We start from the raw sequence: 18,832 nt of genomic DNA on the forward strand, positions 1-18,832 counted from the left end.
CGCGGATCGGCAGCATGGCCGGACCGACCTCGGCGATCGCAACCGGGGCCGGCGCCCGCCGGAGGGATCCGAGTCTGCCCGGAACCGGGGCCGGCGCCTCCAACAGCTCGACGTGCCGGCCCGTTACCGTAGCGTAAGTCCCTCGACGACAAGTCGCAGCAGACGATCGGGATCGGTGGTGGCGTACCGGCTCGCAGTACCCGCCCCGCAGGCCAGAGCAAACACCTCGGCGGGAGAGACGTCGGGCCGGACGTCTTTGGCCTTTTGCGCTTTGACCAAGAGCACACCGGCTGCGGCACGCATGCTCTCGACGCTGGTGTTCAGGTCCGACCCTTCGATCGCGGCCGCGGCCAGGATCGATTCCGCCAGGCCCCGGTAGGCCGACGCGCACCGCCCGAACTCCTGCAACCACTCGATAAGCGCCTCGTGTGGCGTGTCGGAATCGGCGAGCCGTTCCGCCTTCTCCCGCAGGCTCGTGACTTGATCGTGGATCAAAGCCTCCAGGAGGGCCTCGCGGGTCGGGAAGTGTTTGTAGAGGGTACCGTTCGCGATCCCACAGGTGCGCGCGATCTCCGCCAGGGAGGCTTGCACCCCATCCCGGCGGAAGGTGGCGTCCGCGATCTCGAGCAGCTGCTTTCGGTTGTGGAGCGCATCGGCACGCCTCGCTCTGGGCCCCGGCACACGACCTCCTCGACAAAATGAGAGCCTCTCACTATTTTAAGGTGAGAGGCACTCATTTTACTGGAGGGTGGATGGACACAACAGCGGGGCACCTTGGCCTGTGGACACTGGCGCTGGATACACAGCCCGCCACACACGTACGCGAACTGGCGGCCGAGATCGAAGAGCTCGGTTTCGGTGCCGTGTGGATCGGTGAGGAATTCGGCCGCAACGCGCTGACGCAGGCGGGGATCCTCCTCGGCGCGACGAACCGTCTCGTGGTCGGCACCGGGATAGCGAATATCTTCTTCCGCGATCCGATCGCGATGTCCGCCGCGGAACGCTCCCTCGCCGAGGCCTATCCCGGCCGATTCATCCTGGGCCTCGGCGGGCATCGAGTCGATGACCGGCCGCTGACCTACCTGGGGCATCGCGTCCCGTCCGCCGGGCGGGCCGTCTCGACGATGGGCGCCTACCTCGACGCCATGGACGCAGTGCCACTGCAGAGTCCGCCTCCACCCATTCCGAACCGCCGTGTCCTGGGCGCACTCGGGCCCAAAATGCTGAAGTTGGCCGCTGCAAGGACCAGCGGCGCGCTTCCTTACCTCGTGCCGGTCGCGCATACCGAAGACGCCCGCACCCGGCTCGGTCCTGATGCGCTGCTGGCCGTCGAGCAGGCGGTCGTGCTCGACCCCGACCCTGATGCGGCCCGCGACCTGGCACGAGCTCATGTCGGCGCTTACCTCACAGCCGGCGGCGCGCACGTCAAGGACATGCTGCGTTTCGGCTACACGAACGACGAACTGTCCGGCACTCCGGCCGACCGGGTCGTCGACGCGCTGGTAGCGGGGGGAGGACGCGGCTCGCTCGACGCCATCGCCGAGCGGGTGCGAGCCCACCTCGACGCCGGCGCCGATCATGTCTGTCTGCAGGTTCTCACCGGCCGGCCGGGCGCCGCACCGATAGCCGAATGGCGCGAACTGGCCAGGCTCGTCACCCCGCCTCGGCAAACAACCGCGACCCGCGCGACAAAACCCTCCAACCGATAAAGCTCACCAGGCGTCGTTGCGCCCTTGGGGGACCTCGGAGCCTCGGCACGGTGGAAAGGAATCCGGGCAGCGATCCGGTTCCGTACGTGCTCGCACTCGGCGAAACTGTGCGGGCAGGCGAGAGCATGCTCGATCAATTCCATGGCCGCTTGCGCACCGAGCCCTGACACCGATGTGCGTGCCATGACACTCACCTCAGAGCTGTTCGCCACCGACGACACCGGTCCGCTGCCGGCGATCGTCGATGTCGACGGTATTCCCGTATCCGGCCTGCCGGTCGCAGGTTCACGCCCCGCGGGCGGTGCTGGGGGCACTGCACGGTGGGCCACCGATTCGGTGTACTTCGACTGCCCCGGTCACCCCGAGTATTCGCTGTTGCGGGTCGGGCAGCGGTTGGGCCACACCGTCGCGGCCCTGGACCGGCCGGGTTTCGATAGCGTCGGCCATACTGCCCTGGCGTACCACCTGGGAGTGGTCGCCTTCGCCGAAGAATGTGTAATCGCACATACGATCGGCGAATTTACCTACCCTACAAGACAATTCGACGGCGAGGCGGTTCCGCCGTCGGGAAGGTGAATCGATGGATGTCGCCGATATCGCGCTGTTTCTGCTGCGGCTCGTGGTGGGCGCGACAATGCTCGCGCATGGAGTCAACCATTGGATCGGTGGCGGGAAGATCGCCGGAACCGCCCGCTGGTTCGGTGGCCTGGGCCTGCGCAACGGCGTACTACAGGCGTGGTTGAGCGTCGTCACCGAGATCGGCGCGGGTGTCCTGCTGATCCTGGGCCTGCTCACCCCGTTCGCGGCGGCGGCGATCATCTCGGTCATGTTGGTGGCCGGGCTGCTGGCGCACCGGACGAACGGATTCTTCGTCTTCAAGGACGGCTACGAGTATGTGCTCGTCCTCGGGGTGGTCTGCCTCGCGCTGGGCCTGCTCGGACCGGGTTGGCTGTCGCTGGATCGTGCGGCCGGTATCGAGATCATCGGTTGGGCAGGTGGCGGTATCGCGCTGGGGCTGGGCGTCCTCGGCACCGCCGCCCTGCTGGCCCTGTTCTGGCGACCGACCGCTCCGGAAACGGAGCCCTGATATGCCCGTTCTCGAACACCGCTACGGCACGGAGGTGCGCTGATGTGCCTCGGATCCATCGGATTGGGCAGTCAGGGTGGGCCGATGGCGCGCCGCATCACCGAGGCCGACTACCCGACGACGCTATGGGCGCGCCCTCCCGCTACGCCGGCACCGCCGCCGCGCCGGCGGCCGATAGCGATCTGGTCTGCCTGTGTGTCGTCGGCGACGCCGATGTGCGCGAGGTTCCGACCGGCCGGGAAGGGGTGCCGGCCGGTCTCGCGGCGGGCGGTGTCGTCGCCGTGCACAGCACGGTCCACCCGGATACCTGCCGGGAACTGGCCGAACTCGCCGTGGCACGGGGTATCGCCTTGATCGCCGCCCCGGTCAGCGGGGGGCGGCCCCGCCGCCGCGGCGGGAAAACTGTTCGTGATGGCGGGCGGCGCGACCGAGGTCGTGCGCCTGGCCGGTCGCCTCGGGCTCGACGAGGCGACCGGCCTGTCCGCTCTTCCGCACGCCGGCAGTTCCGGCCGCGCCGTTACCGATATCGCCGCCATGGGCTCGGTCGCGGCGTTCTCCGATACGGTTGGCGAATTCCTGCGCAAGGATGTCGCCGTCGCGCGGCGGCCGGTCGGCGAACCGGGCGCCGATCTCGGTATTCTCGCCCCGGCCATCGGCGCCGCCGCCGATCGAGCCCGACAGGGAACAGCCGCCTCTGTCACCGAGCGCGGTATCACCCGGCCGAATCGACTCCGACACGCCCGGATCCGGTTGTCGCGGCCGGGATATCGGGCCAGTTCGGTGAGCGGCCGAGCATGCGCAGTAGCCGTTGGAGGGCCTGGTCCTCGTCACTGCTCGGCAGGGCGGCCCCGAACAGCGAATCCGGTTGTGACCGCTGCGGCCCGTCCGGGACCATTGCGGCGAGCCGCAGCGTGGGCTCGGCGAGTTCGTCGTCGAGTTCGTAGTCGATTCCCAGGGCGCGTGCGAGGTCCCAGCCGTGCACCACATAGTCGACGAGGTGCATACCGACGGCCAGATGCCCCGGCACCGAGGTGCCGAACTCCGGCATGGCGAACGGGCGGTCCAATATCTCGGGGGGTTCGAAGGCCGCCAACACGTCCTTCGCGGACGCGAGGTAGTCGTCTCGGGTGTGCGGGCCGGGCCGGTGCGGCTGCCACAGCGCGAGGTCGTCGCCGTGCCCGCGCGCCGAGGCGGCGAAACCGCGGTGTTGCGCGGTCATATGTTCCAGCAGTTCGCCCACCGTCCATTCCGAGCAAGGGGTGGGGCGCGCGAGGTGATCGAGTGTGACGTGGGCTGCGATGGCCACGGTGGTGTGGACGGCTCGTCGATCGAGTTCGCGGAGGTCTTCTGTCATCATATCCGAAACAGTAAGCACACGCTTATGATATGTCAATGCTTATTATTTTCTCTCGGTAGGTTTACCCCATGGGCTCCACCGACCGTCCCGACCTCGCGGCCATGCTCGCCCCGCTGGTACGCACGCTCATGACCCTCGAACGCCCCATCCTGGAAGCACACGACCTTGCGATGTGGGCATATTCGGTCCTGACCGCCCTCGGTCACGGACCGGCACGCGGGCAGGGTGTCCTGGCGCAGGAGATCGGCGCCGACAAAACCCGCATCATCCCGATACTCGACGACCTCCAGGGTCGCGGCCTCATCGAACGCATCCCCGACCCCGCCGACCGCCGTGCCCGCCTCCTGTCGCTCACCCCCGAGGGGCGCCGATTACAGGAGGCCGTCCAGTCCGAGATCCAGGCCCGGGAACAGCGACTGCTGAATCTGCTGCCCACCGCGGACCGACAGGGGTTCCTCACCGCGCTGCGCACACTGTCCGCGCTGCCCCGGGACGAAATGGCCGCGCTGGCCACCGGAGCGGATACGCCGGAAAGGCCTCCGCGTTCCGACAAGGAAGGGAAACCGTGACTCCACCGCGTTTCGAAAGGCAGGTGATCCACTCAACACTCCAATATGGAATCATTCCAGTAAGCGACGGTTGTATCGGATGAAGGATCAACGAAGGAGCACACGATGGCCGCAGCACTCCGGACCCGACAGCAAACCAACCGCCGCCTCGCCGACGAGGTCCGGAATTTCACCGCCTCGCCCCGGCTTGCCGCCGACCTTCAGCGCGTACTGGTCGACCTCATCGAATTGCAGCTTCAAGGCAAACAGGCCCACTGGAACGTCGTCGGAACCAACTTCCGTGACCTACACCTGCAGCTCGACGAGCTGGTCGACGCGGCACGCGAGGCCGGCGACACCATCGCCGAGCGCATGCGGACCCTCGATGCGGTCCCGGACGGCCGATCCGACACCATTGCCGCCACGACGAGCCTGCCGGCCTTCCCCGCCCATGAGGTGAACACCGGCGAGACCGTCGATCTGATCACCACGCGGACCTACGCGGTGGTGGAGACCGTCCGTGACGTGCACGGTGCCGTCGACGCCGAGGACCCCGCCACCAGCGATCTGCTCCACGAGGTCATGGACTCATTGGAGAAGTTGGCCTGGATGATCAAGTCGGAGAACCGCAAGGTCTAGCTGCGCCGCGCCGGCGGAACGACACCGCGTGGAAGGTTCAGCGGCAGATCGTTGCAGGTGGCAATATCGGGCGGCGCGGTGACCACCGCCGGAATAGCGTTGATCGGACTTCTCCGCCGACCGGGCATAGCAGCCGATCAGATCGAACCGCGGATTCGCGACGAGCGCCCGCACCGAGCTCTTGCCGACATTTCCCCTCGTCCACTGAACGACTCGGTAGACCGAGTCACTGGCCACTCGGCGAGTACAGAAGTCGGCGATAGTCTTGATAACCTTTTTAGAGAATTATATTCTCGCAATGTCCCATATCCGCTACCGGCCTGCTGATCCCCTGCTCACAAAGGCTTTCGACACCGTACGGCGTGACGTACAGTGGCCGCATGTCCGACTACGACAGCGTTCCGCTGAGCGATCTGCGCGACCGGCTCGGCCGGGTCGTCGACCAGGTCGCCGAATCGGGGCGTCCGGTGGTCGTCACCCGCGAAGGCAAGGATGCCGTAATCATGCTGCCCGCTTCGATACTCGAAGAAGGTGCGCTGCCACCGGCGTTCCTGGACGAACAGGTGCGTAACACCACCATCGAGCGCCTCGACACCAAGCTCGCCGAGCATTCCCCGGAAGAGGTCGCACAGGCCGAGCAATGGCTCGACCGGTTCAACGAGGGTGGCTCGGCGGGCGCCGCGTGAGCATTGCCGACGACTCCGCGCTGATCACCCTCGCCGAAACACCCACCTACGGCTACGTACTGCTGCGACAGCTGGCCGTCCACCGCCGAATCCTGGTGATCCCCACCGTCTCTCTCATGGCGGCACAGCGCTTCGCCGGAGACGGGGATTTCTCCGAACTGTTCGCCTCGCGCGGGGTGGTGCGCTGGATCGAACTCGATATCGAAGCCGCCCAGCGTATGGCCGCCGAAGTGCCGCCCTGCGCCGATCCGGCCGACTGGGTGCTGATCGCACCCGTGGTATGGGCGGCCCGATCACTACAGCGCAGCGTGCTGACCCGACGGCCGGAACGGTACAGGGACTACGACGTGGATATCGAGGCACTGCCGGGCTCCTGATCCCGGCGACGCCGATACCGCCGGCGGTTGCGGGTCAGGAGGTTGTCGACGCCTGGTCGTTTGTGGGTGTGGCCGGCGCCGAGCGGTCCGTCCGCTGCACTCACAGTAGGTCTACGCCGAGCTGCGCGGGTTCGACTCGCCCTTTGTCGGTGAACCGTACAGCACGGGTAGGCCCGCGGCGCACAATCCAGGACTCGCGCAACAGGTGATCGCACAATGCGTCGCCGTAGACGCCTGCGAGATGATTGCGCCGTTCGGTCCAGTCCAGACACGGTCGCAGGAGCGGGCGTCGGGATGATTCGGGCGTGATGTCGAGCCGGGCGAACCACTCGGCTCCGTTGGGCCCGAGTTCCCAGGTTCGGGTGATGACCCGTGTTCGTGCAGCGCTTCCAGCAAGTCCACGCCCAGCCGACCGGCCAGGTGGCGGTGGCAGGTTCGTCCGGCCCTGAGAGCCGCGTCGCGGGTGCCGGCGGAGAGGGTGCGGCGCGGGGAGAGCATGGTGCCGCTGAGCGCTCCGAGCGCCTCGACCGCTTCGGCGACGTCCGGGTCGGCCGGCCGCAGATAGCGATGTCTACCCTGATGGGCCTCGGCCAGCAGGCCACCGTCAACCAGCAGGTGCGCATGCGCGGTAGCAGTCGACTTGGCGATGCCGAGGTAACGAGCGATCTCGCCCACGGTCCAAGCGCGGCCGTCCATCAGCGCCAGGATCATCGCCGCGCGGCTCTCGTCGCCCAGCAGCCGCCCGATGGAGGCGATGTCCGGTACGGAATGGGCATAGGTCGGCATTCGCCAACGCTATCCATCCGAGAGTTCGGCAACCACCGAACTCTCGCGCTGTAACGGTGGCGGCATGACACACGACACCCCGGCCGGACTCGAGCCTACGCACCCGACCGTGAACCCCAAGGTGCTCTACGTCGGTACGCCGATCGCGTTGATCACCACGATGAGTCCCGACGGGTCGGTGAACATCGAGCCGATGTCCTCGTCCTGGGCACTCGGTCGCACGATCGCGCCGGGCTGGGAGGCATCGTCCCAGACGCTCGCCAACCTGGCCAGAGACGGCCAGTGCGTGATCAACTACCCGCACGCCGACCGGTGGGCGCAGGTCGGGGCGATTGCCACGCTCACCGGCCACAACCCACCGGCAGCGCACAAGGCGGACCAGTTCACCTACACAAACGACAAGTGGACGCCCGGCGGATTCACCCGACAGCCCTCCGACACAGTGCGCCCACCGCGAATCGCCGAGTGCGCGATCCAATGCGAGGCCGAGGTACAGGCCATCCACGAACCGGCGGGCCCGGACCGGGCCGGCTTCCGCATCGTCGAGACGTACGTCCGAACCATCCACGCCGACCGACACTTCGTCGACACGGTCACCACCCACATCGACACGGACGTATGGTCGCCGTTGCTATACGTCTTCCACCCCTTACTTCGGCACCGGACCGTGCCTGGGGAAGACCCGGCGCCGCTGACACCGCCGCGCCTATTCGCCCAGGGAAGTGACCAATACAGCCGTCGGCCTCGTTACCGCAGGCCGATGTCGGCAACGTTATGGCCTCCTACAGCCGGTCGTCCACGACTTCGAGCGCGCGTTCGGAACACATATCCCTTCCCCGGCCTCGGCGACCCCGGCCGCGTATTCGGCCGCCACCTCCGGGACGGTCACCTCCGCGTAGCCGTACTCGTTCAGCGTGAACGCATCCGGACACGCCGACAGGCAGACCCCGTGGCCGCGGCAGCGATCGGCATCAACGAAGATCTTCATCGTGCGGCACCTTCCTACACATCGAACTCGAGGTGCAGTTTCACCAGCCCTCGCAGGATGAACGTCGGCAGATAGCTGTAGCTGCGCGCGTCGGCGGGGCCGTGCGCGCTCTCATCGCCACCATCGAGGCGCACCGCGCCGCACCGGGTTTCGCCGTCTACTCCGCCGCCAAGGCCGCCGTCGAACAATTCGCCCGCACCCTCGCCGTCGAACTCGCCCCCGACGGCATCCGGGTCAACAATATCGCCCCGGATTTCGTCCCACCCCCAACCTCGACCGCCTCTCCCAGGGTGACAACGCCATGACCGACCCGATCGGTTCCCGCATCGCCATCCCGATGGGCCGTCCCGGACACGTCGGCGATATCTCCCACTGCGCGGTATCCCTCGCCTCCGGCCTGTCGTCCTACCTCACCGGCAACACCCTGCATCCCGACGGCGGCACCTGGGCCTCGTCGGGCCGGCTCAACTGGTCCGAGGAAGGCCGACCAACCACGCACCGCTACGAATACTGCGCGGCGAGAAGTCGTGGCGGGTCGGTGTGGATACCGAAATCCGTGCGCAGGGCGTGGCGGGCGGCGTACAGGCCGCACATACCGTGCACGCCGGCGCCGGGTGAGGTCGCGGACGAGCACAGGTAGACGCCGGTGAGCGGGGTGGCGTAAGCGTTCCAGCGGGGAGCCGGGCGGAAAACGGTCTGGCCGAGGGACATGGCACCGACGGCGATATCTCCCCCCACGTAATTGGCGTTGTAGGTGGGCATTTCGGCGGCCGTGCACATATGGGTGGCCAGGATCAGGTCGCGGAAGCCGGGGGCGAAACGTTCGATCTGGGCGATGACCTGCTCGCGGATATCGCGATCCGAGCCGTTGGGGACATGGGCGTAGGTGTAGAGGGTGTGGTTCCCGGCGGGGGCGCGGTCGGGGTCCACGACATCGGGTTGAATGACGATGAGATACGGGCGCTCACTGTGTCTTCCCCCGATAACGGTGTATTCGGTGGCGAGGGCCTCGGCGCGGGTACCGACCACATGCAGGGTCCCGGCTTCCGCGCAGCCCGGCGCCGCCCAGGGGACGGGTCCCGACAGTGCGAAGTCGACCTTGGTGGCGGCTCCGCCGTAGCGATACCGGGTAAGCGTGCGCCGGTATCGGGCGGGCAGGCGATCTCCGGCGATGCGCACCAGTTCGGCCGGGGAGGTATCGCAGAGAACGGCGCGGGCGCCGGTGAATTCGTCCAGGGAGTCCACGCGGTGTCCGGTGATCACCCGCCCGCCACGCCGCCGTAGGCTCTCGGCGAGGGCGTTGACGATGCTCTGACTACCTCCGCGCGGGATTACCCAGCCGTCGACATGCGCCAGGGTGGCCAGCAGTGTTCCCGCCGCGACCGCGGGAAGTGCCCGCGGTCGATCGATCACATGCGCGGCCACCCCGGTGAACAGCGCGGGCGCGATCCGACCGCGGAACCGCGCGTTCCACAGCGGCGACCCCTGCTCGAGCATGCGCAGCCCGAACCGGATTGTGGTGGCCGATATCGGGATGTGCCGCATATCGGACATGGCCACGTCCACCATCGCCCGCCACTCCCGCACCAGCGGGCCGAACAGCGATCGCCACGCCTTACCGTCGGCACCCAGTTCCTCGACCGTGCGGTCCAGATCCCGCCACGCCACCCCCGCGACCCCGCCGTCCAGCGGGTGCGCGTACGACGCCTCCGGAGTCAGGAGTTCCACCCCGTGCGCGGCGAGATCGAAGGCCCGGAAGAACGGCGACGCCGCGGCCATCGGATGCGCGCCGGCACAGATATCGTGCCGGAAGCCGGGCAGGGTCACCTCCGCCGTCCGGCAGCCGCCGCCGAGGGCGTCGCTCGCTTCGTATACCTCGACCTCGAGCCCGGCGGCAGCCAGGATCACCGCGGCCGCAAGACCATTGGGGCCCGAGCCCACCACTACGACATCAGCCATTTGCGCTCCCGACTCGGCACTTCGACAATGCTGCCCTTGTGGAACCGTCGGTTCATCCCCTGAACGACGAGGTACCGGGGCTCACCCTCGCATTCCGCATGAATATGCAGGTGCGACTCGCTGGGATTACCGGAATTTCCCACGACACCGATCCGTTCACCGGCCTCCACGAACTGCCCTTCCGCCACCATGACACTTCCTCGCCGGAGGTGTGAGAGACAAATCAACTCTGTTCCGTTATCGATTATGATCTCGTTCCCCCGGACCGAGGCCGGTTCGGATCGCCATCCGATGCGTCATCGTACGCCTCGACAACCCGGCCGGAACACGGGGCATGCACAGCGGCTCCGAATACGTGGTAATCGTCGTCGCTTCCCCTCCACAGCCTCTTCCGTGAGAATCCCCACGGTGAGATACCGATGATATCCAGGGCTCCGCGTTGGCTTTCTCCGGCCAGTGATGGTTGAACAATCTGTTGTCCCCCTCCCCGATCGGCCACCGCAACCACCGACACCGCAAGACCGATGTATTCGAGGTGCAGAACCGGAAAGGAACCATTCTCGTGCCGGGGACGAGGAAAATGTGCGTGAACGCCGGCATGAAACGAGGGTCAGGACACCCGCCGCCCACTCACCACCGCTAACGGCAAGCCGGCTTCGAAGCACAGCGGCAAGCATGACGAGAAGCAGGCCTGCTTCCCTGAAAATCGAGACGAACGGACGCACCAAATCAGCCTAGCAATATAGAACATCACAGCCGGTCCGTTGTGGAAACCAACGGTCTCGCCCGACGTCCCGCTTCCCCCATACGGAGGACCGGTCACCCCTTCTTCGCATCCAGGAGGTTACCGCCCTCGATTTCCGCCACATTCTCCGGTAATCGCGATCGTTGAGCACCGAGGAGTCGGCCCCGACCATGATGATCCCGAAGGGCACCAACCCCACGAACACGATGATCCCCACATGAATTCCTTCGAGCAACGCTACGATCGCCTTTCCGAGTAGGGCGCGGTGCGACCAGATCACAAAGGGAAGAGCGACTTCTATCAAAATCGTGATGTAACGCACCGTCCATGATATGTAGGCATTATGAATCCATCTTTCGAAGATCGATGTGGTCGCGAACCGGTGGATACTGCTGATGTAATACATTGCTGTCCCATTCGTCCACACCTCGGAGACGGCTTTCCAGTAACCGGCGATGAAATACAGGACTGCTATCCGAAACAGAATGATAGTGGCAGCGAAATCGTGCACGAGCATCGAGAGGCGCCACTCTTCCCTTTCCGAACAATCCGCACTCGCCTTTTTCGGGATCCTGGAGAGAAATATGCGTTGCTACCCGGGGGCACCGACCATTCCGTGCCGGGATCCGCCCCCCACCGCTACTGGTCTTCCACGGTGCGCACGCTGCGGATCGGTGCAGACGGGTGTTCGAACGGGTCGACGCCGGTGAGTGTCGAACCAGCGGCCCACAGTCCGGCGGCGGTATCGAGGTCGGTCATATGCGCGTGGGTGTTTCCCGGTGTGGTTGTCCACGTAGGCCGAATATCCTTGGCCCCACAGGTTGCCCGCCGGTGATCTCGGTGTCCAGGACGGCTCGGGTAATGGTTTCGGCCCCTGCGTGTTTGCCGTGCAGCACAACAGCTGCGGGCAGCCCGCGAAGGCGCTGGGCGGTGGTGCGGACGAACAACGGCGGCCGTGACGGGGTCAGCGAGTCCAGGGCACCACCGGGATGGACGACAATGCCGGCGGTACCGGCACCGCGTGCACGCAGGCGGCGATCGAGTTCGAAACCGAACAGCATCTGGGCCAGTTTCGATCGCCCGTAGGTGCGCTTGGGCCGATAGCCGTGCTCGGACTGCAGATCGGCAAGATCCAGCCGTTCCGAGTGCGCGGCGTAGCTGCCCACCGTGATCACCCGACTGTTCGCGGCGGCCGCCGGCATCGGCGCCAGGTGAGCGACCAGCGCGAAGTGCCCGAGATGGTTCGTCGCGAACATCAGTTCGTGCCCCCGCGCGCTCACACGCCGCTCGGGACCCGACAGCAGTATCCCGGCATTGAGTACAACCGCGTCCAGGCTGTCGATATCGAGGGCGTCCACCGTCGCGGGCAGCGAGGACAGGTCCGCCAGATCCAAGGGCACCGGCCGCAGCCGAGCGTCCGGAACTCGTGACCGGATCGCCTGTATCGCCAGGTCGGCCTTGGCCGTATCACGGCAGCCCAGCACGACGGTAGCACCGCGGGCCGCGAGTTGCTCGGCGGCGAAATACCCGATGCCCGCGCCGGCGCCGGTAACCAGAAACGTCTTCCCATCGGCCCGACGGCCGCTCTTCCGGGTCATGCCATCGATCCTCACACTGGGCTCTTGCACCCCACAGATTCTGCGGCGCGGCCGTGCTGCGTGGTCACCTCCCGTGACACGAGCCGATGTCCTTTGCAATCCGGGGTACACCCCGGATTGCCGTAACGCGGCTGTATCCCAATATCATCGCCAAACCTGAAATGCCCAGATTCATTTGATAACAAATGGACAACCATGTCCTATCCCCTACATCGACAGCAGCGGGTCGTGCGGATCGATCCGCCGACCCCCTGTGCTGACGACCACACGTGATCAGCATATTTCCCGCGCCGATCCCGCACATCGCCGCTCTAGATTGATGTTGTGCCCAACCCCCCTCGCTCCGCTGCCGCACCCCTGTCGGCCGCTTACGTTGCCGCCTTGGTCATGCTCGGTGTGGCGTTGCACCACGGCTGGATAATGACTCGGCTATGGCTGTTGGCCCTTCCGCTGTTCGCGCTGGTGCTGTTGATCTCGATCACCGTATTCGCCTTCGCGGTGTGGCGGGCAAACCTCGACGTGCAACGGTGGCCACTGCCTACCGCAGCGGCACTCGCCTTCATCGGGATCGCCGGATCCATCGTCTTCGTCGTCAGCCCCCAGATCACGGCGTGGACCCGTTCTGGCTCGAGCGCCCGGCATTCGCCGCGGTGGCCGGGATGGAAGTGCCGCAACATCGCCAAGGCAACTACTACGGCGCCCCCCTTCCGAGCCACCTGTGCTTCGTTTCGGCGAACTGCAAGGTGGCGGTCATCGGCACCAGCAATGGGTATCCGGTACGGTTCGTACCCGACTACATCGGAATCCCGGACGGCGCTGCCGGTTACGGGCACTTCACCGGCAAGCCCGATCCCGGGCCGTATGACGGGTTCGGCGATGACATCTGCCCCACCCTGGAGTTGGACGGCGGATGGTGGTGGCTCGGACCGTGCCCAGAGCACACTGCCGAGTGAGGCGCCATTGATCAATGCGAAAATACCGCCACCTACCGCTGTGGATCACCCGCTGTCGCTCTGGGAACGAACGACCGCGACGGGCCCCCGCCATTCACCAGGTGTTCGTAAACCGATGCATCCTTGAACACTTCCCTTGCTGTGTCATCGCTGTTCAGCGAGGTCTGGCGCTCCGAACTGCCCGCAAACACCTCTTTGATGAACAGCTGTAGCGCTGCTCGAACCGGGGCGTCCCTGCGTTGCGCGGTGTTGGCAGCTGCCGGACAGTGGCTCGCGTGCGTATCGTCGACCGCGCCGATCGCCCTATGGTCGCGTGGCCGGGAGCACTTCCGAGGTCACCGGTTCGGTGAACCGTTCACTCGGATCGATCGCGAGCAATTCCTCGCTGACGGTGTGTTCGAACACCGCCCGCTGTTCTCCCAGCGCTCGGCGAGACGCTTCTCCGAGCTACGAGTCCCAGCCCCCATGCAGTCCAACCGGAATTCGAAGCCCAGCGACGCGCGCGACTACTGCGCCATCGCAGCGATCTCGCCGTTCGTCGACTACCTGGTCACGGACAAGGGGATGTTCTCGCCGGCGACAGCCGGCCGTCTCAACGAACGGAGAGGCGCCACCGTCATGCGCCGCCTCGCTGACCTTCGACAGAGCCTGGAACTCGACCCGGTAAGCAAAACGCGAACACCCACGATCGTCGGTTGGTACGGTCTGCGCGACCATTCACCGAGCGGAAAGGCGGTAGTCGGATATGACCCAACGAATCGTGGAGCGTCCGGTGTTCGCGCAAATGTATGCGCCTCCGTCCGGGTCGGCGCGATGAATACCCGCGACAGCAAGAGTCCGGCCGAGGCGCTCGAGCCGAGTATGGCCGCTGCCGAGGCATCGACCGGACTATTGGAGCGCTTGGCCGAGCGCCTCGGTGCCCGAGCGTCGGCGAAGACGGTATTCGGGGAACCGATCACGGCCCACGGCATCACGATCGTCCCGGTCGCCCGGGCCGGGTTCGGCTTCGGCGGCGGGTCGGGCCGTGAAATCGGCTCCGAGAAAAGCGGAGAAGGCGGCGGAGGAGGTGGCGGAGTGGATGTACGGCCGCTGGGATTCATCGAAATCCGCAATGGCACTGCCACCTATCGGCCCATCCACGGCTCATGGGTCGATGTCGTTGTCCCCTTCACCGCAATCCTGACCGGTGCCGCGATACCCCGAATACTGCGCGCTCGGAAACGACGGCGTTCCCGACGAATTCGGTAACCCCAATACGGCTCAGGTGGTCGGGAGCGAATATATCGGACCATCGACAGCGGGGTGCGGAGCAGCACCCCGCTATCGCGTGAGCTTTGTTGATCGGAGGCAGCGTGAAACGAATACCGCGGGTACTCGTCCGAACGGCCTCCCCATACGTTCACGGTTGTCGGCCGGCTCGTACGGGCCGGCTACCCTGCGCGGCTGCGTCAGGTCTTCGGCAGGCCGCGGATCCGACCTCGCTGTACGGGATCCGCTACCCGCCGCCCTGGGTGGGGTCGTAGTAGCGCACCATCCGACCGGCGCCCCTTGTCTGCCGCCCGCCTCTCCGGTCACTCGGTCCCGGCCATCGCCGCGAGACGGTGAGCGAGTACGGCGGCGGCCTCCCGCAGCTCCGGCGGCTCCAGCACCTCCGCTTCGAAGCCCAGCCAGGCCACATGTACGGCGAGCCGGTCCAGGTCCTCCCCACCGACAACGAGCACGCACCATCCGTCGCGATCGTTCTCGACGCGCCCCACCTGGGGTGGCACCAGTTCCCGCACCTGGTCGGGGCGGGCGTGCACCCGTACTCGGGCGAGATACCGGTACGGCGCCTCGGTCACCGACCGCTGCACATAGGCGACCGGGTCCGGATATTCCCTACCCCGGAAATGCCAGGTCGTGGCGACCACCTCGCGCATTCGGTCCAGCCGGAAGGTGCGCCAGTCGCCGCGGTCGATGTCCCAGGCCATCAGATACCAGCGACGGCTGGTGGCGACCATCCGCACCGGCTCTACCGTGCGCTCGCATGCCCCGCCGTCGCGGCCGGCGTACCGGAACCGCACCCGCACGGCATCCCGACAGGCCCGTGCGAGCGTCACCAGCAACTCCGCATCGATCTCGGCTCCGGGACCGACCAGGGTCTCGGTGGCGCCGTGCACCGCCCGCACCTCGGCGCGCAGTCGGGGCGGCATCACCTGGTCGAGTTTGGTGAGCGCCCGCAACGCCGCCTCGCCCGCCCCGGCGACTGTGCCACCCGTCGCCATTCGCAGGGATACCGCTGTCGCGATCGCCTCCGTGTCGTCGAGGAGCAGCGGTGGCAGTCGGGTCCCCGCGCCGAGCCGGTAGCCGCCGCCGACACCCGCCGTCGCGTGCACGGGGTAGCCGAGCGCACGCAGCCGTTCCACGTCGCGGCGCACCGATCGGTCGGTGACGCCCAGTTCGGCGGCGAGTTCGCCGGCGGTCCAGGACGGCCGGCGTTGCAGCAGCTCCAGCAACCGCAGCACGCGCTCGGTGGTTCCCTCCACGCTCACCCCGACATCGTTTCACAGATCACGGACCGTTCCTGTCCGCAATATGAGCGAGGCTGTACCCATGACAGATCAGGCCTGGAACCCCTTGCTCCGCGACCAGATGGATTGGCTGTGGACGAATCAGCTGCGCGACCGCCTCGACGGACTCACCGACGACGAGTACTTCTGGGAGCCGGCACCCGACTGCTGGAACGTACGCCCGCGCGGCACCGGCACCGCGCCGGTGCAGGCCGGGGTCGGCGCGATGACCGTCGACTTCGCGATCCCGCAGCCCGACCCGCCGCCCTTCACGACGATCGCCTGGCGACTCGCGCATGTGATCGTCGGTGTGCTCGCGGTCCGCAACGCCGCGCACTTCGGCCGTGCGGCCACCGACTACGGGTCGTTCGAGTACGCCGCCACGGCAACCGAGGCGCTGGCCCAGCTCGACCGGGAGTACGCGATATGGACGGCCGGAGTCGAGTCCCTCGGCGAAGCCGGCCTCGCCCGCCCGTGCGGAGAAGCGGAGGGTCCCTACGCCGACCGTCCTCTGGCGGCGTTGGCGCTGCACATCAACCGCGAACTGATCCATCACCTGGCCGAGGTATGCCTGCTGCGCGACCTCTACCTGCACACCCACCGACCGATCCGACGGGAGACGAACTGAGATGACCCGCGATATCCAGATCACCTTCGACTGTGCCGACCCGGCCGCGTTGGCGGCGTTCTGGGCCGAGGCCCTCGGCTACCGACCGCAGGACCCGCCCGGGGATTTCGAATCGTGGGAGGAGGCCCTGGAGGCAATGGGCGTACCGCCCGAGCACCGCAACGGTGCCGCCGCAGTGGTCGACCCCGCGGGCTCCGGTCCACGACTGTTCTTCCAGCGGGTACCGGAGGGCAAGCAGGCCAAGAACCGCGTACACCTCGACGTACGGGCCGCTCCCGGGCTCGAGGGCGACGCGCGGATGGCGGCCCTGGAGGCAGAGGCCGAGCGGCTCGTCGCTTACGGTGCCACCCGGCTGCGGCGTCACGAACCCGCTCCTCCGCTCGGCCCCGGTCATATCGTGATGGCCGACCCCGAGGGCAACGAATTCTGTCTCGACTGATCGGACGAACGGCGTTCCCTGGTCACCGCGTCCAGGGACGCGCGGGAGAATACGCCGTCCTGGGAGCCGGCCGCGGCCTCGACCTCCGGTGCACCCATGCCGGCGAAGGTGACTCGGGGCCGCCGAGGGCGCCGCGATGACGACTTCGCGGCAGTGGTCGGACCGCGACAAATCGGCGCTCTCGGTTTACCCCGCCGCGTGCAGGGATTCCGCTACGGCACGAAAACCGTATTCGAGCATTTCCTTCTCGTAGGCGCGGACGGCCTCGAGCAACGATCCGGTTCGCTCGGTAAGATGACGGCACAGCACCGAGGCGTCCTTCAGCGCGATCGCGGCGCTGTTACCTACCGGAACCATCGTGTGAATGGCATCGCCCATCAGCGTCACCGGGCCGGTCTCCCAGTGCGGCAAGGGTTTCGCGGTACGCATCGTCGTACTGCGGACGCTGTCGGGTTCGCCGAGACGGACGAGCGCACCGAGATCGGGATGCCAGTCCGCGACCAGTTCCGCGGCGATGTGCCGCAGTTCGGTTCCGTCGGCCGTGGTGAGGTCCGCGGGGAACATCGAGGCGGGTGCGACTACCACCCACATCAGGTAATCCTCTCCGCCGGAAAGGAATTCGTGGGCCGCCAGCGGCATCGCACGCCCGTCGTCGCCCATCACGGTGCAGAACCCCTCGAGGGCGGCGGCCGGGGCCAGGGCGCGGACCGCATCGGTCAAGGGTGTCCTACCGTAGATCTCCGTCCGGCCGACCTCGATCACTTCGGCCTCCGGCAGCAACTGCGCCCGGATCGGGGAATGCGTACCATCCGCAGCCACCAGCAGGTCGGCGTCGGTGGTCGCGCCGTCGGCGAAGAACACCCGTACCCGGCCGTCGGCCCACTGTTCGTAGCGCTGGAATGCCGACCCGTATCGGACGTCGAGCCCGGTGACGAGAATCCGCCGGAAGGTCAAGCGGTCCACCGTGAGATGTCGTCCGGTCGTTTCCTCGTCCGGCGTCGGCGGCACCAGCATTTCGTGGACCAGGTTCAGGTTCGGATCGAGTACCCGCACGCCCGAGCCCCGCTTCCCGGAGGTCGCGAGAACACGGTCGTACAGCTCGGGCGGCAGGCACGTGCGCAGCGCCAGGTCACCTTCCGGGGCGAGATGGATTCGGTAGCCCTGATCGAGGCGGTCCGCCGCGTCCCGCTCGTGGAGTTCGACATCGAAGCCCGCCCGCGAAAGCCCTTGGGCGAGCAGCGGCCCGGCCAAGCCGGCGCCGACGACAACAATTCGCATGAGGGCAAATTATCTGAATTAAGACGATCTGTCATCGGCCATAATGGGTGCTGTGAGGAATGCTTCCGAGGACCTCGGCGCGCGAATCGGGGGGCAGCTGTATCTGGCCCACCGCTATGCCCGCGCCGCGGCCAATCGAGCGCTGCGGACCCATCGGCTCGAGCTACGCCACCTGGGCGTGCTCTCCTGCCTGGCCGAGGCCGGGCCGCTCAGCCAGCGGGCCCTGGTCGATCGGCTCCAGTTGGACAAGTCCTCGATGGTCTACATAGTCGACGAACTGGAACGGCAGGGTCTGGCCGCTCGCCGCAAGGACGAGCGCGACCGCCGCAGCTACGCCGTGAGCATCACACCCAACGGCCGCGCCCGCCTCGCCGCGGCCGAGAGCACCGCCGAGGAGGTGATGACCGAGCTCCTCGCATCGCTCTCACCGGGCGACCGCCGACAGCTGCACGATCTGCTCGCCCGGTTCGTCGAGCACGCGGCCGATCAGGACCGATGACACTTCC

Annotated in this window: 22 protein-coding genes and 3 pseudogenes; 15 read left to right on the plus strand and 10 right to left on the minus strand. The window is 66.8% G+C overall.

The window, feature by feature from the left end; all coding sequences use genetic code 11:
• Positions 1-123: 123 nt before the first annotated feature.
• Positions 124-681, minus strand: a complete 558-nt coding sequence (locus tag ON20_RS30805) for a TetR/AcrR family transcriptional regulator (RefSeq protein ID WP_040841542.1) — start codon at positions 679-681, stop codon at positions 124-126.
• Between the two features lie 71 nt (positions 682-752).
• On the opposite strand from ON20_RS30805, the gene ON20_RS30810 reads away from it, so the two are divergent.
• From ON20_RS30810 to ON20_RS41190, 4 genes and pseudogenes are all read left to right on the plus strand, one after another.
• The gene (locus ON20_RS30810) at positions 753-1,709 is read left to right on the plus strand and encodes a TIGR03620 family F420-dependent LLM class oxidoreductase (RefSeq protein ID WP_051163666.1); all 957 of its coding nucleotides are present in this window, start codon (positions 753-755) and stop codon (positions 1,707-1,709) included.
• 183 nt (positions 1,710-1,892) lie between these two features.
• A complete protein-coding gene (locus tag ON20_RS40110) occupies positions 1,893-2,285 on the plus strand; it encodes a hypothetical protein (protein WP_040841544.1) in 393 nt (130 codons plus the stop codon).
• Positions 2,286-2,289: 4 nt separating this feature from the next.
• Positions 2,290-2,796, plus strand: a complete 507-nt coding sequence (locus tag ON20_RS30820; protein ID WP_040841546.1) for a DoxX family protein — start codon at positions 2,290-2,292, stop codon at positions 2,794-2,796.
• Positions 2,797-2,838: 42 nt separating this feature from the next.
• A pseudogene (locus ON20_RS41190) lies at positions 2,839-3,459 on the plus strand (NAD(P)-binding domain-containing protein); the annotation flags it as partial.
• 49 nt (positions 3,460-3,508) lie between these two features.
• Here ON20_RS41190 and ON20_RS30835 read toward each other — a convergent pair.
• Positions 3,509-4,153, minus strand: coding sequence for a TIGR03086 family metal-binding protein (locus tag ON20_RS30835; protein ID WP_245547586.1), 645 nt, complete (start codon positions 4,151-4,153; stop codon positions 3,509-3,511).
• Between the two features lie 68 nt (positions 4,154-4,221).
• Between ON20_RS30835 and ON20_RS30840 the strand changes: the two genes are divergently transcribed.
• Together ON20_RS30840 and ON20_RS30845 are read left to right on the plus strand one after the other, a co-directional pair.
• Positions 4,222-4,722 carry a MarR family winged helix-turn-helix transcriptional regulator gene (locus ON20_RS30840; protein ID WP_051163667.1) on the plus strand — a complete coding sequence of 167 codons (501 nt, stop codon included), beginning with the start codon at positions 4,222-4,224 and terminating at the stop codon, positions 4,720-4,722.
• A gap of 105 nt (positions 4,723-4,827) precedes the next feature.
• Positions 4,828-5,340 (plus strand): Dps family protein, encoded by a 513-nt coding sequence (locus ON20_RS30845; protein ID WP_040841550.1) that lies wholly within the window; start codon positions 4,828-4,830, stop codon positions 5,338-5,340.
• Between the two features lie 108 nt (positions 5,341-5,448).
• Here ON20_RS30845 and ON20_RS39545 read toward each other — a convergent pair.
• Positions 5,449-5,577 (minus strand): annotated as a pseudogene (locus tag ON20_RS39545) (dihydrodipicolinate reductase); the annotation flags it as partial.
• Between the two features lie 143 nt (positions 5,578-5,720).
• On the opposite strand from ON20_RS39545, the gene ON20_RS30850 reads away from it, so the two are divergent.
• Both ON20_RS30850 and ON20_RS30855 read left to right on the plus strand, forming a co-directional pair.
• Positions 5,721-6,026, plus strand: coding sequence for a type II toxin-antitoxin system Phd/YefM family antitoxin (locus ON20_RS30850; RefSeq protein WP_040841551.1), 306 nt, complete (start codon positions 5,721-5,723; stop codon positions 6,024-6,026).
• The gene (locus ON20_RS30855) at positions 6,023-6,403 is read left to right on the plus strand and encodes a hypothetical protein (protein WP_040841553.1); all 381 of its coding nucleotides are present in this window, start codon (positions 6,023-6,025) and stop codon (positions 6,401-6,403) included. The genes ON20_RS30850 and ON20_RS30855 overlap by 4 nt, the downstream gene beginning before the upstream one ends.
• A 111-nt stretch (positions 6,404-6,514) precedes the next feature.
• Here the strand turns inward: ON20_RS30855 and ON20_RS30860 are convergent, their stop codons facing one another.
• Positions 6,515-7,189: an ArsR/SmtB family transcription factor gene (locus ON20_RS30860; protein ID WP_218002717.1), complete on the minus strand. Its 675-nt coding sequence runs from the start codon at positions 7,187-7,189 to the stop codon at positions 6,515-6,517.
• Between the two features lie 193 nt (positions 7,190-7,382).
• Here ON20_RS30860 and ON20_RS40795 point away from each other — a divergent pair.
• A pseudogene (locus tag ON20_RS40795) lies at positions 7,383-7,637 on the plus strand (flavin reductase family protein); the annotation flags it as partial.
• Between the two features lie 324 nt (positions 7,638-7,961).
• Here ON20_RS40795 and ON20_RS30870 read toward each other — a convergent pair.
• Positions 7,962-8,177 (minus strand): ferredoxin, encoded by a 216-nt coding sequence (locus ON20_RS30870; RefSeq protein WP_040841555.1) that lies wholly within the window; start codon positions 8,175-8,177, stop codon positions 7,962-7,964.
• A gap of 101 nt (positions 8,178-8,278) precedes the next feature.
• Here ON20_RS30870 and ON20_RS39555 point away from each other — a divergent pair, with 101 nt between their 5' ends.
• Complete coding sequence (locus tag ON20_RS39555; protein WP_245547588.1) at positions 8,279-8,482, plus strand: SDR family oxidoreductase; 204 nt, start codon at positions 8,279-8,281, stop codon at positions 8,480-8,482.
• A 196-nt stretch (positions 8,483-8,678) separates the two neighbouring features.
• On the opposite strand, the gene ON20_RS30880 is transcribed toward ON20_RS39555, so the two are convergent.
• From ON20_RS30880 to ON20_RS30890, 3 genes are all read right to left on the minus strand, one after another.
• A complete protein-coding gene (locus ON20_RS30880) occupies positions 8,679-10,136 on the minus strand; it encodes a phytoene desaturase family protein (protein WP_040841556.1) in 1,458 nt (485 codons plus the stop codon).
• The gene (locus tag ON20_RS35355; protein WP_083865533.1) at positions 10,121-10,429 is read right to left on the minus strand and encodes a M23 family metallopeptidase; all 309 of its coding nucleotides are present in this window, start codon (positions 10,427-10,429) and stop codon (positions 10,121-10,123) included. The genes ON20_RS30880 and ON20_RS35355 overlap by 16 nt, the downstream gene beginning before the upstream one ends.
• Before the next feature lie 1,207 nt (positions 10,430-11,636).
• Entirely contained in the window at positions 11,637-12,479 is an 843-nt protein-coding gene (locus ON20_RS30890; RefSeq protein ID WP_218002718.1) for an SDR family NAD(P)-dependent oxidoreductase, read from the minus strand.
• A gap of 611 nt (positions 12,480-13,090) precedes the next feature.
• On the opposite strand from ON20_RS30890, the gene ON20_RS30900 reads away from it, so the two are divergent.
• Both ON20_RS30900 and ON20_RS38320 read left to right on the plus strand, forming a co-directional pair.
• On the plus strand, positions 13,091-13,432 hold the full coding sequence (locus tag ON20_RS30900) for a hypothetical protein (protein ID WP_040841560.1): 342 nt from the start codon (positions 13,091-13,093) through the stop codon (positions 13,430-13,432).
• A 465-nt stretch (positions 13,433-13,897) separates the two neighbouring features.
• A complete protein-coding gene (locus tag ON20_RS38320) occupies positions 13,898-14,680 on the plus strand; it encodes a spore germination protein GerW family protein (protein WP_218002719.1) in 783 nt (260 codons plus the stop codon).
• 323 nt (positions 14,681-15,003) lie between these two features.
• On the opposite strand, the gene ON20_RS30910 is transcribed toward ON20_RS38320, so the two are convergent.
• Positions 15,004-15,963: a helix-turn-helix transcriptional regulator gene (locus tag ON20_RS30910; RefSeq protein WP_040841561.1), complete on the minus strand. Its 960-nt coding sequence runs from the start codon at positions 15,961-15,963 to the stop codon at positions 15,004-15,006.
• 61 nt (positions 15,964-16,024) lie between these two features.
• On the opposite strand from ON20_RS30910, the gene ON20_RS30915 reads away from it, so the two are divergent.
• Both ON20_RS30915 and ON20_RS30920 read left to right on the plus strand, forming a co-directional pair.
• Entirely contained in the window at positions 16,025-16,609 is a 585-nt protein-coding gene (locus ON20_RS30915) for a DinB family protein (protein WP_040841562.1), read from the plus strand.
• 1 nt (position 16,610) lies between these two features.
• Positions 16,611-17,048, plus strand: coding sequence for a VOC family protein (locus ON20_RS30920; RefSeq protein WP_040841563.1), 438 nt, complete (start codon positions 16,611-16,613; stop codon positions 17,046-17,048).
• Between the two features lie 186 nt (positions 17,049-17,234).
• Here the strand turns inward: ON20_RS30920 and ON20_RS30925 are convergent, their stop codons facing one another.
• Positions 17,235-18,326 (minus strand): FAD-dependent oxidoreductase, encoded by a 1,092-nt coding sequence (locus ON20_RS30925; protein WP_051163668.1) that lies wholly within the window; start codon positions 18,324-18,326, stop codon positions 17,235-17,237.
• A 52-nt stretch (positions 18,327-18,378) separates the two neighbouring features.
• Between ON20_RS30925 and ON20_RS30930 the strand changes: the two genes are divergently transcribed.
• Complete coding sequence (locus ON20_RS30930) at positions 18,379-18,825, plus strand: MarR family winged helix-turn-helix transcriptional regulator (protein ID WP_051163669.1); 447 nt, start codon at positions 18,379-18,381, stop codon at positions 18,823-18,825.
• The last annotated feature ends 7 nt before the right edge of the window (positions 18,826-18,832 follow it).

This window comes from Nocardia brevicatena NBRC 12119 (assembly GCF_000308495.1).
Classification (GTDB): domain Bacteria; phylum Actinomycetota; class Actinomycetes; order Mycobacteriales; family Mycobacteriaceae; genus Nocardia; species Nocardia brevicatena.

Excerpts from the sequence above, each read along its gene's own strand:
- ON20_RS30840 (WP_051163667.1), top strand. The coding sequence starts at position 4,222 with ATGGGCTCCACCGACCGTCCCGACCTCGCGGCCATGCTCGCCCCGCTG.
- ON20_RS30810 (WP_051163666.1), top strand. The coding sequence starts at position 753 with ATGGACACAACAGCGGGGCACCTTGGCCTGTGGACACTGGCGCTGGAT.
- ON20_RS30890 (WP_218002718.1), bottom strand. The coding sequence starts at position 12,479 with ATGACCCGGAAGAGCGGCCGTCGGGCCGATGGGAAGACGTTTCTGGTT.
- ON20_RS30850 (WP_040841551.1), top strand. The coding sequence starts at position 5,721 with ATGTCCGACTACGACAGCGTTCCGCTGAGCGATCTGCGCGACCGGCTC.
- ON20_RS30920 (WP_040841563.1), top strand. The coding sequence starts at position 16,611 with ATGACCCGCGATATCCAGATCACCTTCGACTGTGCCGACCCGGCCGCG.
- ON20_RS30880 (WP_040841556.1), bottom strand. The coding sequence starts at position 10,136 with ATGGCTGATGTCGTAGTGGTGGGCTCGGGCCCCAATGGTCTTGCGGCC.
- ON20_RS30835 (WP_245547586.1), bottom strand. The coding sequence starts at position 4,153 with ATGATGACAGAAGACCTCCGCGAACTCGATCGACGAGCCGTCCACACC.
- ON20_RS30925 (WP_051163668.1), bottom strand. The coding sequence starts at position 18,326 with ATGCGAATTGTTGTCGTCGGCGCCGGCTTGGCCGGGCCGCTGCTCGCC.
- ON20_RS30860 (WP_218002717.1), bottom strand. The coding sequence starts at position 7,189 with ATGCCGACCTATGCCCATTCCGTACCGGACATCGCCTCCATCGGGCGG.
- ON20_RS38320 (WP_218002719.1), top strand. The coding sequence starts at position 13,898 with ATGCAGTCCAACCGGAATTCGAAGCCCAGCGACGCGCGCGACTACTGC.
- ON20_RS30820 (WP_040841546.1), top strand. The coding sequence starts at position 2,290 with ATGGATGTCGCCGATATCGCGCTGTTTCTGCTGCGGCTCGTGGTGGGC.
- ON20_RS40110 (WP_040841544.1), top strand. The coding sequence starts at position 1,893 with ATGACACTCACCTCAGAGCTGTTCGCCACCGACGACACCGGTCCGCTG.
- ON20_RS30915 (WP_040841562.1), top strand. The coding sequence starts at position 16,025 with ATGACAGATCAGGCCTGGAACCCCTTGCTCCGCGACCAGATGGATTGG.
- ON20_RS30870 (WP_040841555.1), bottom strand. The coding sequence starts at position 8,177 with ATGAAGATCTTCGTTGATGCCGATCGCTGCCGCGGCCACGGGGTCTGC.
- ON20_RS30845 (WP_040841550.1), top strand. The coding sequence starts at position 4,828 with ATGGCCGCAGCACTCCGGACCCGACAGCAAACCAACCGCCGCCTCGCC.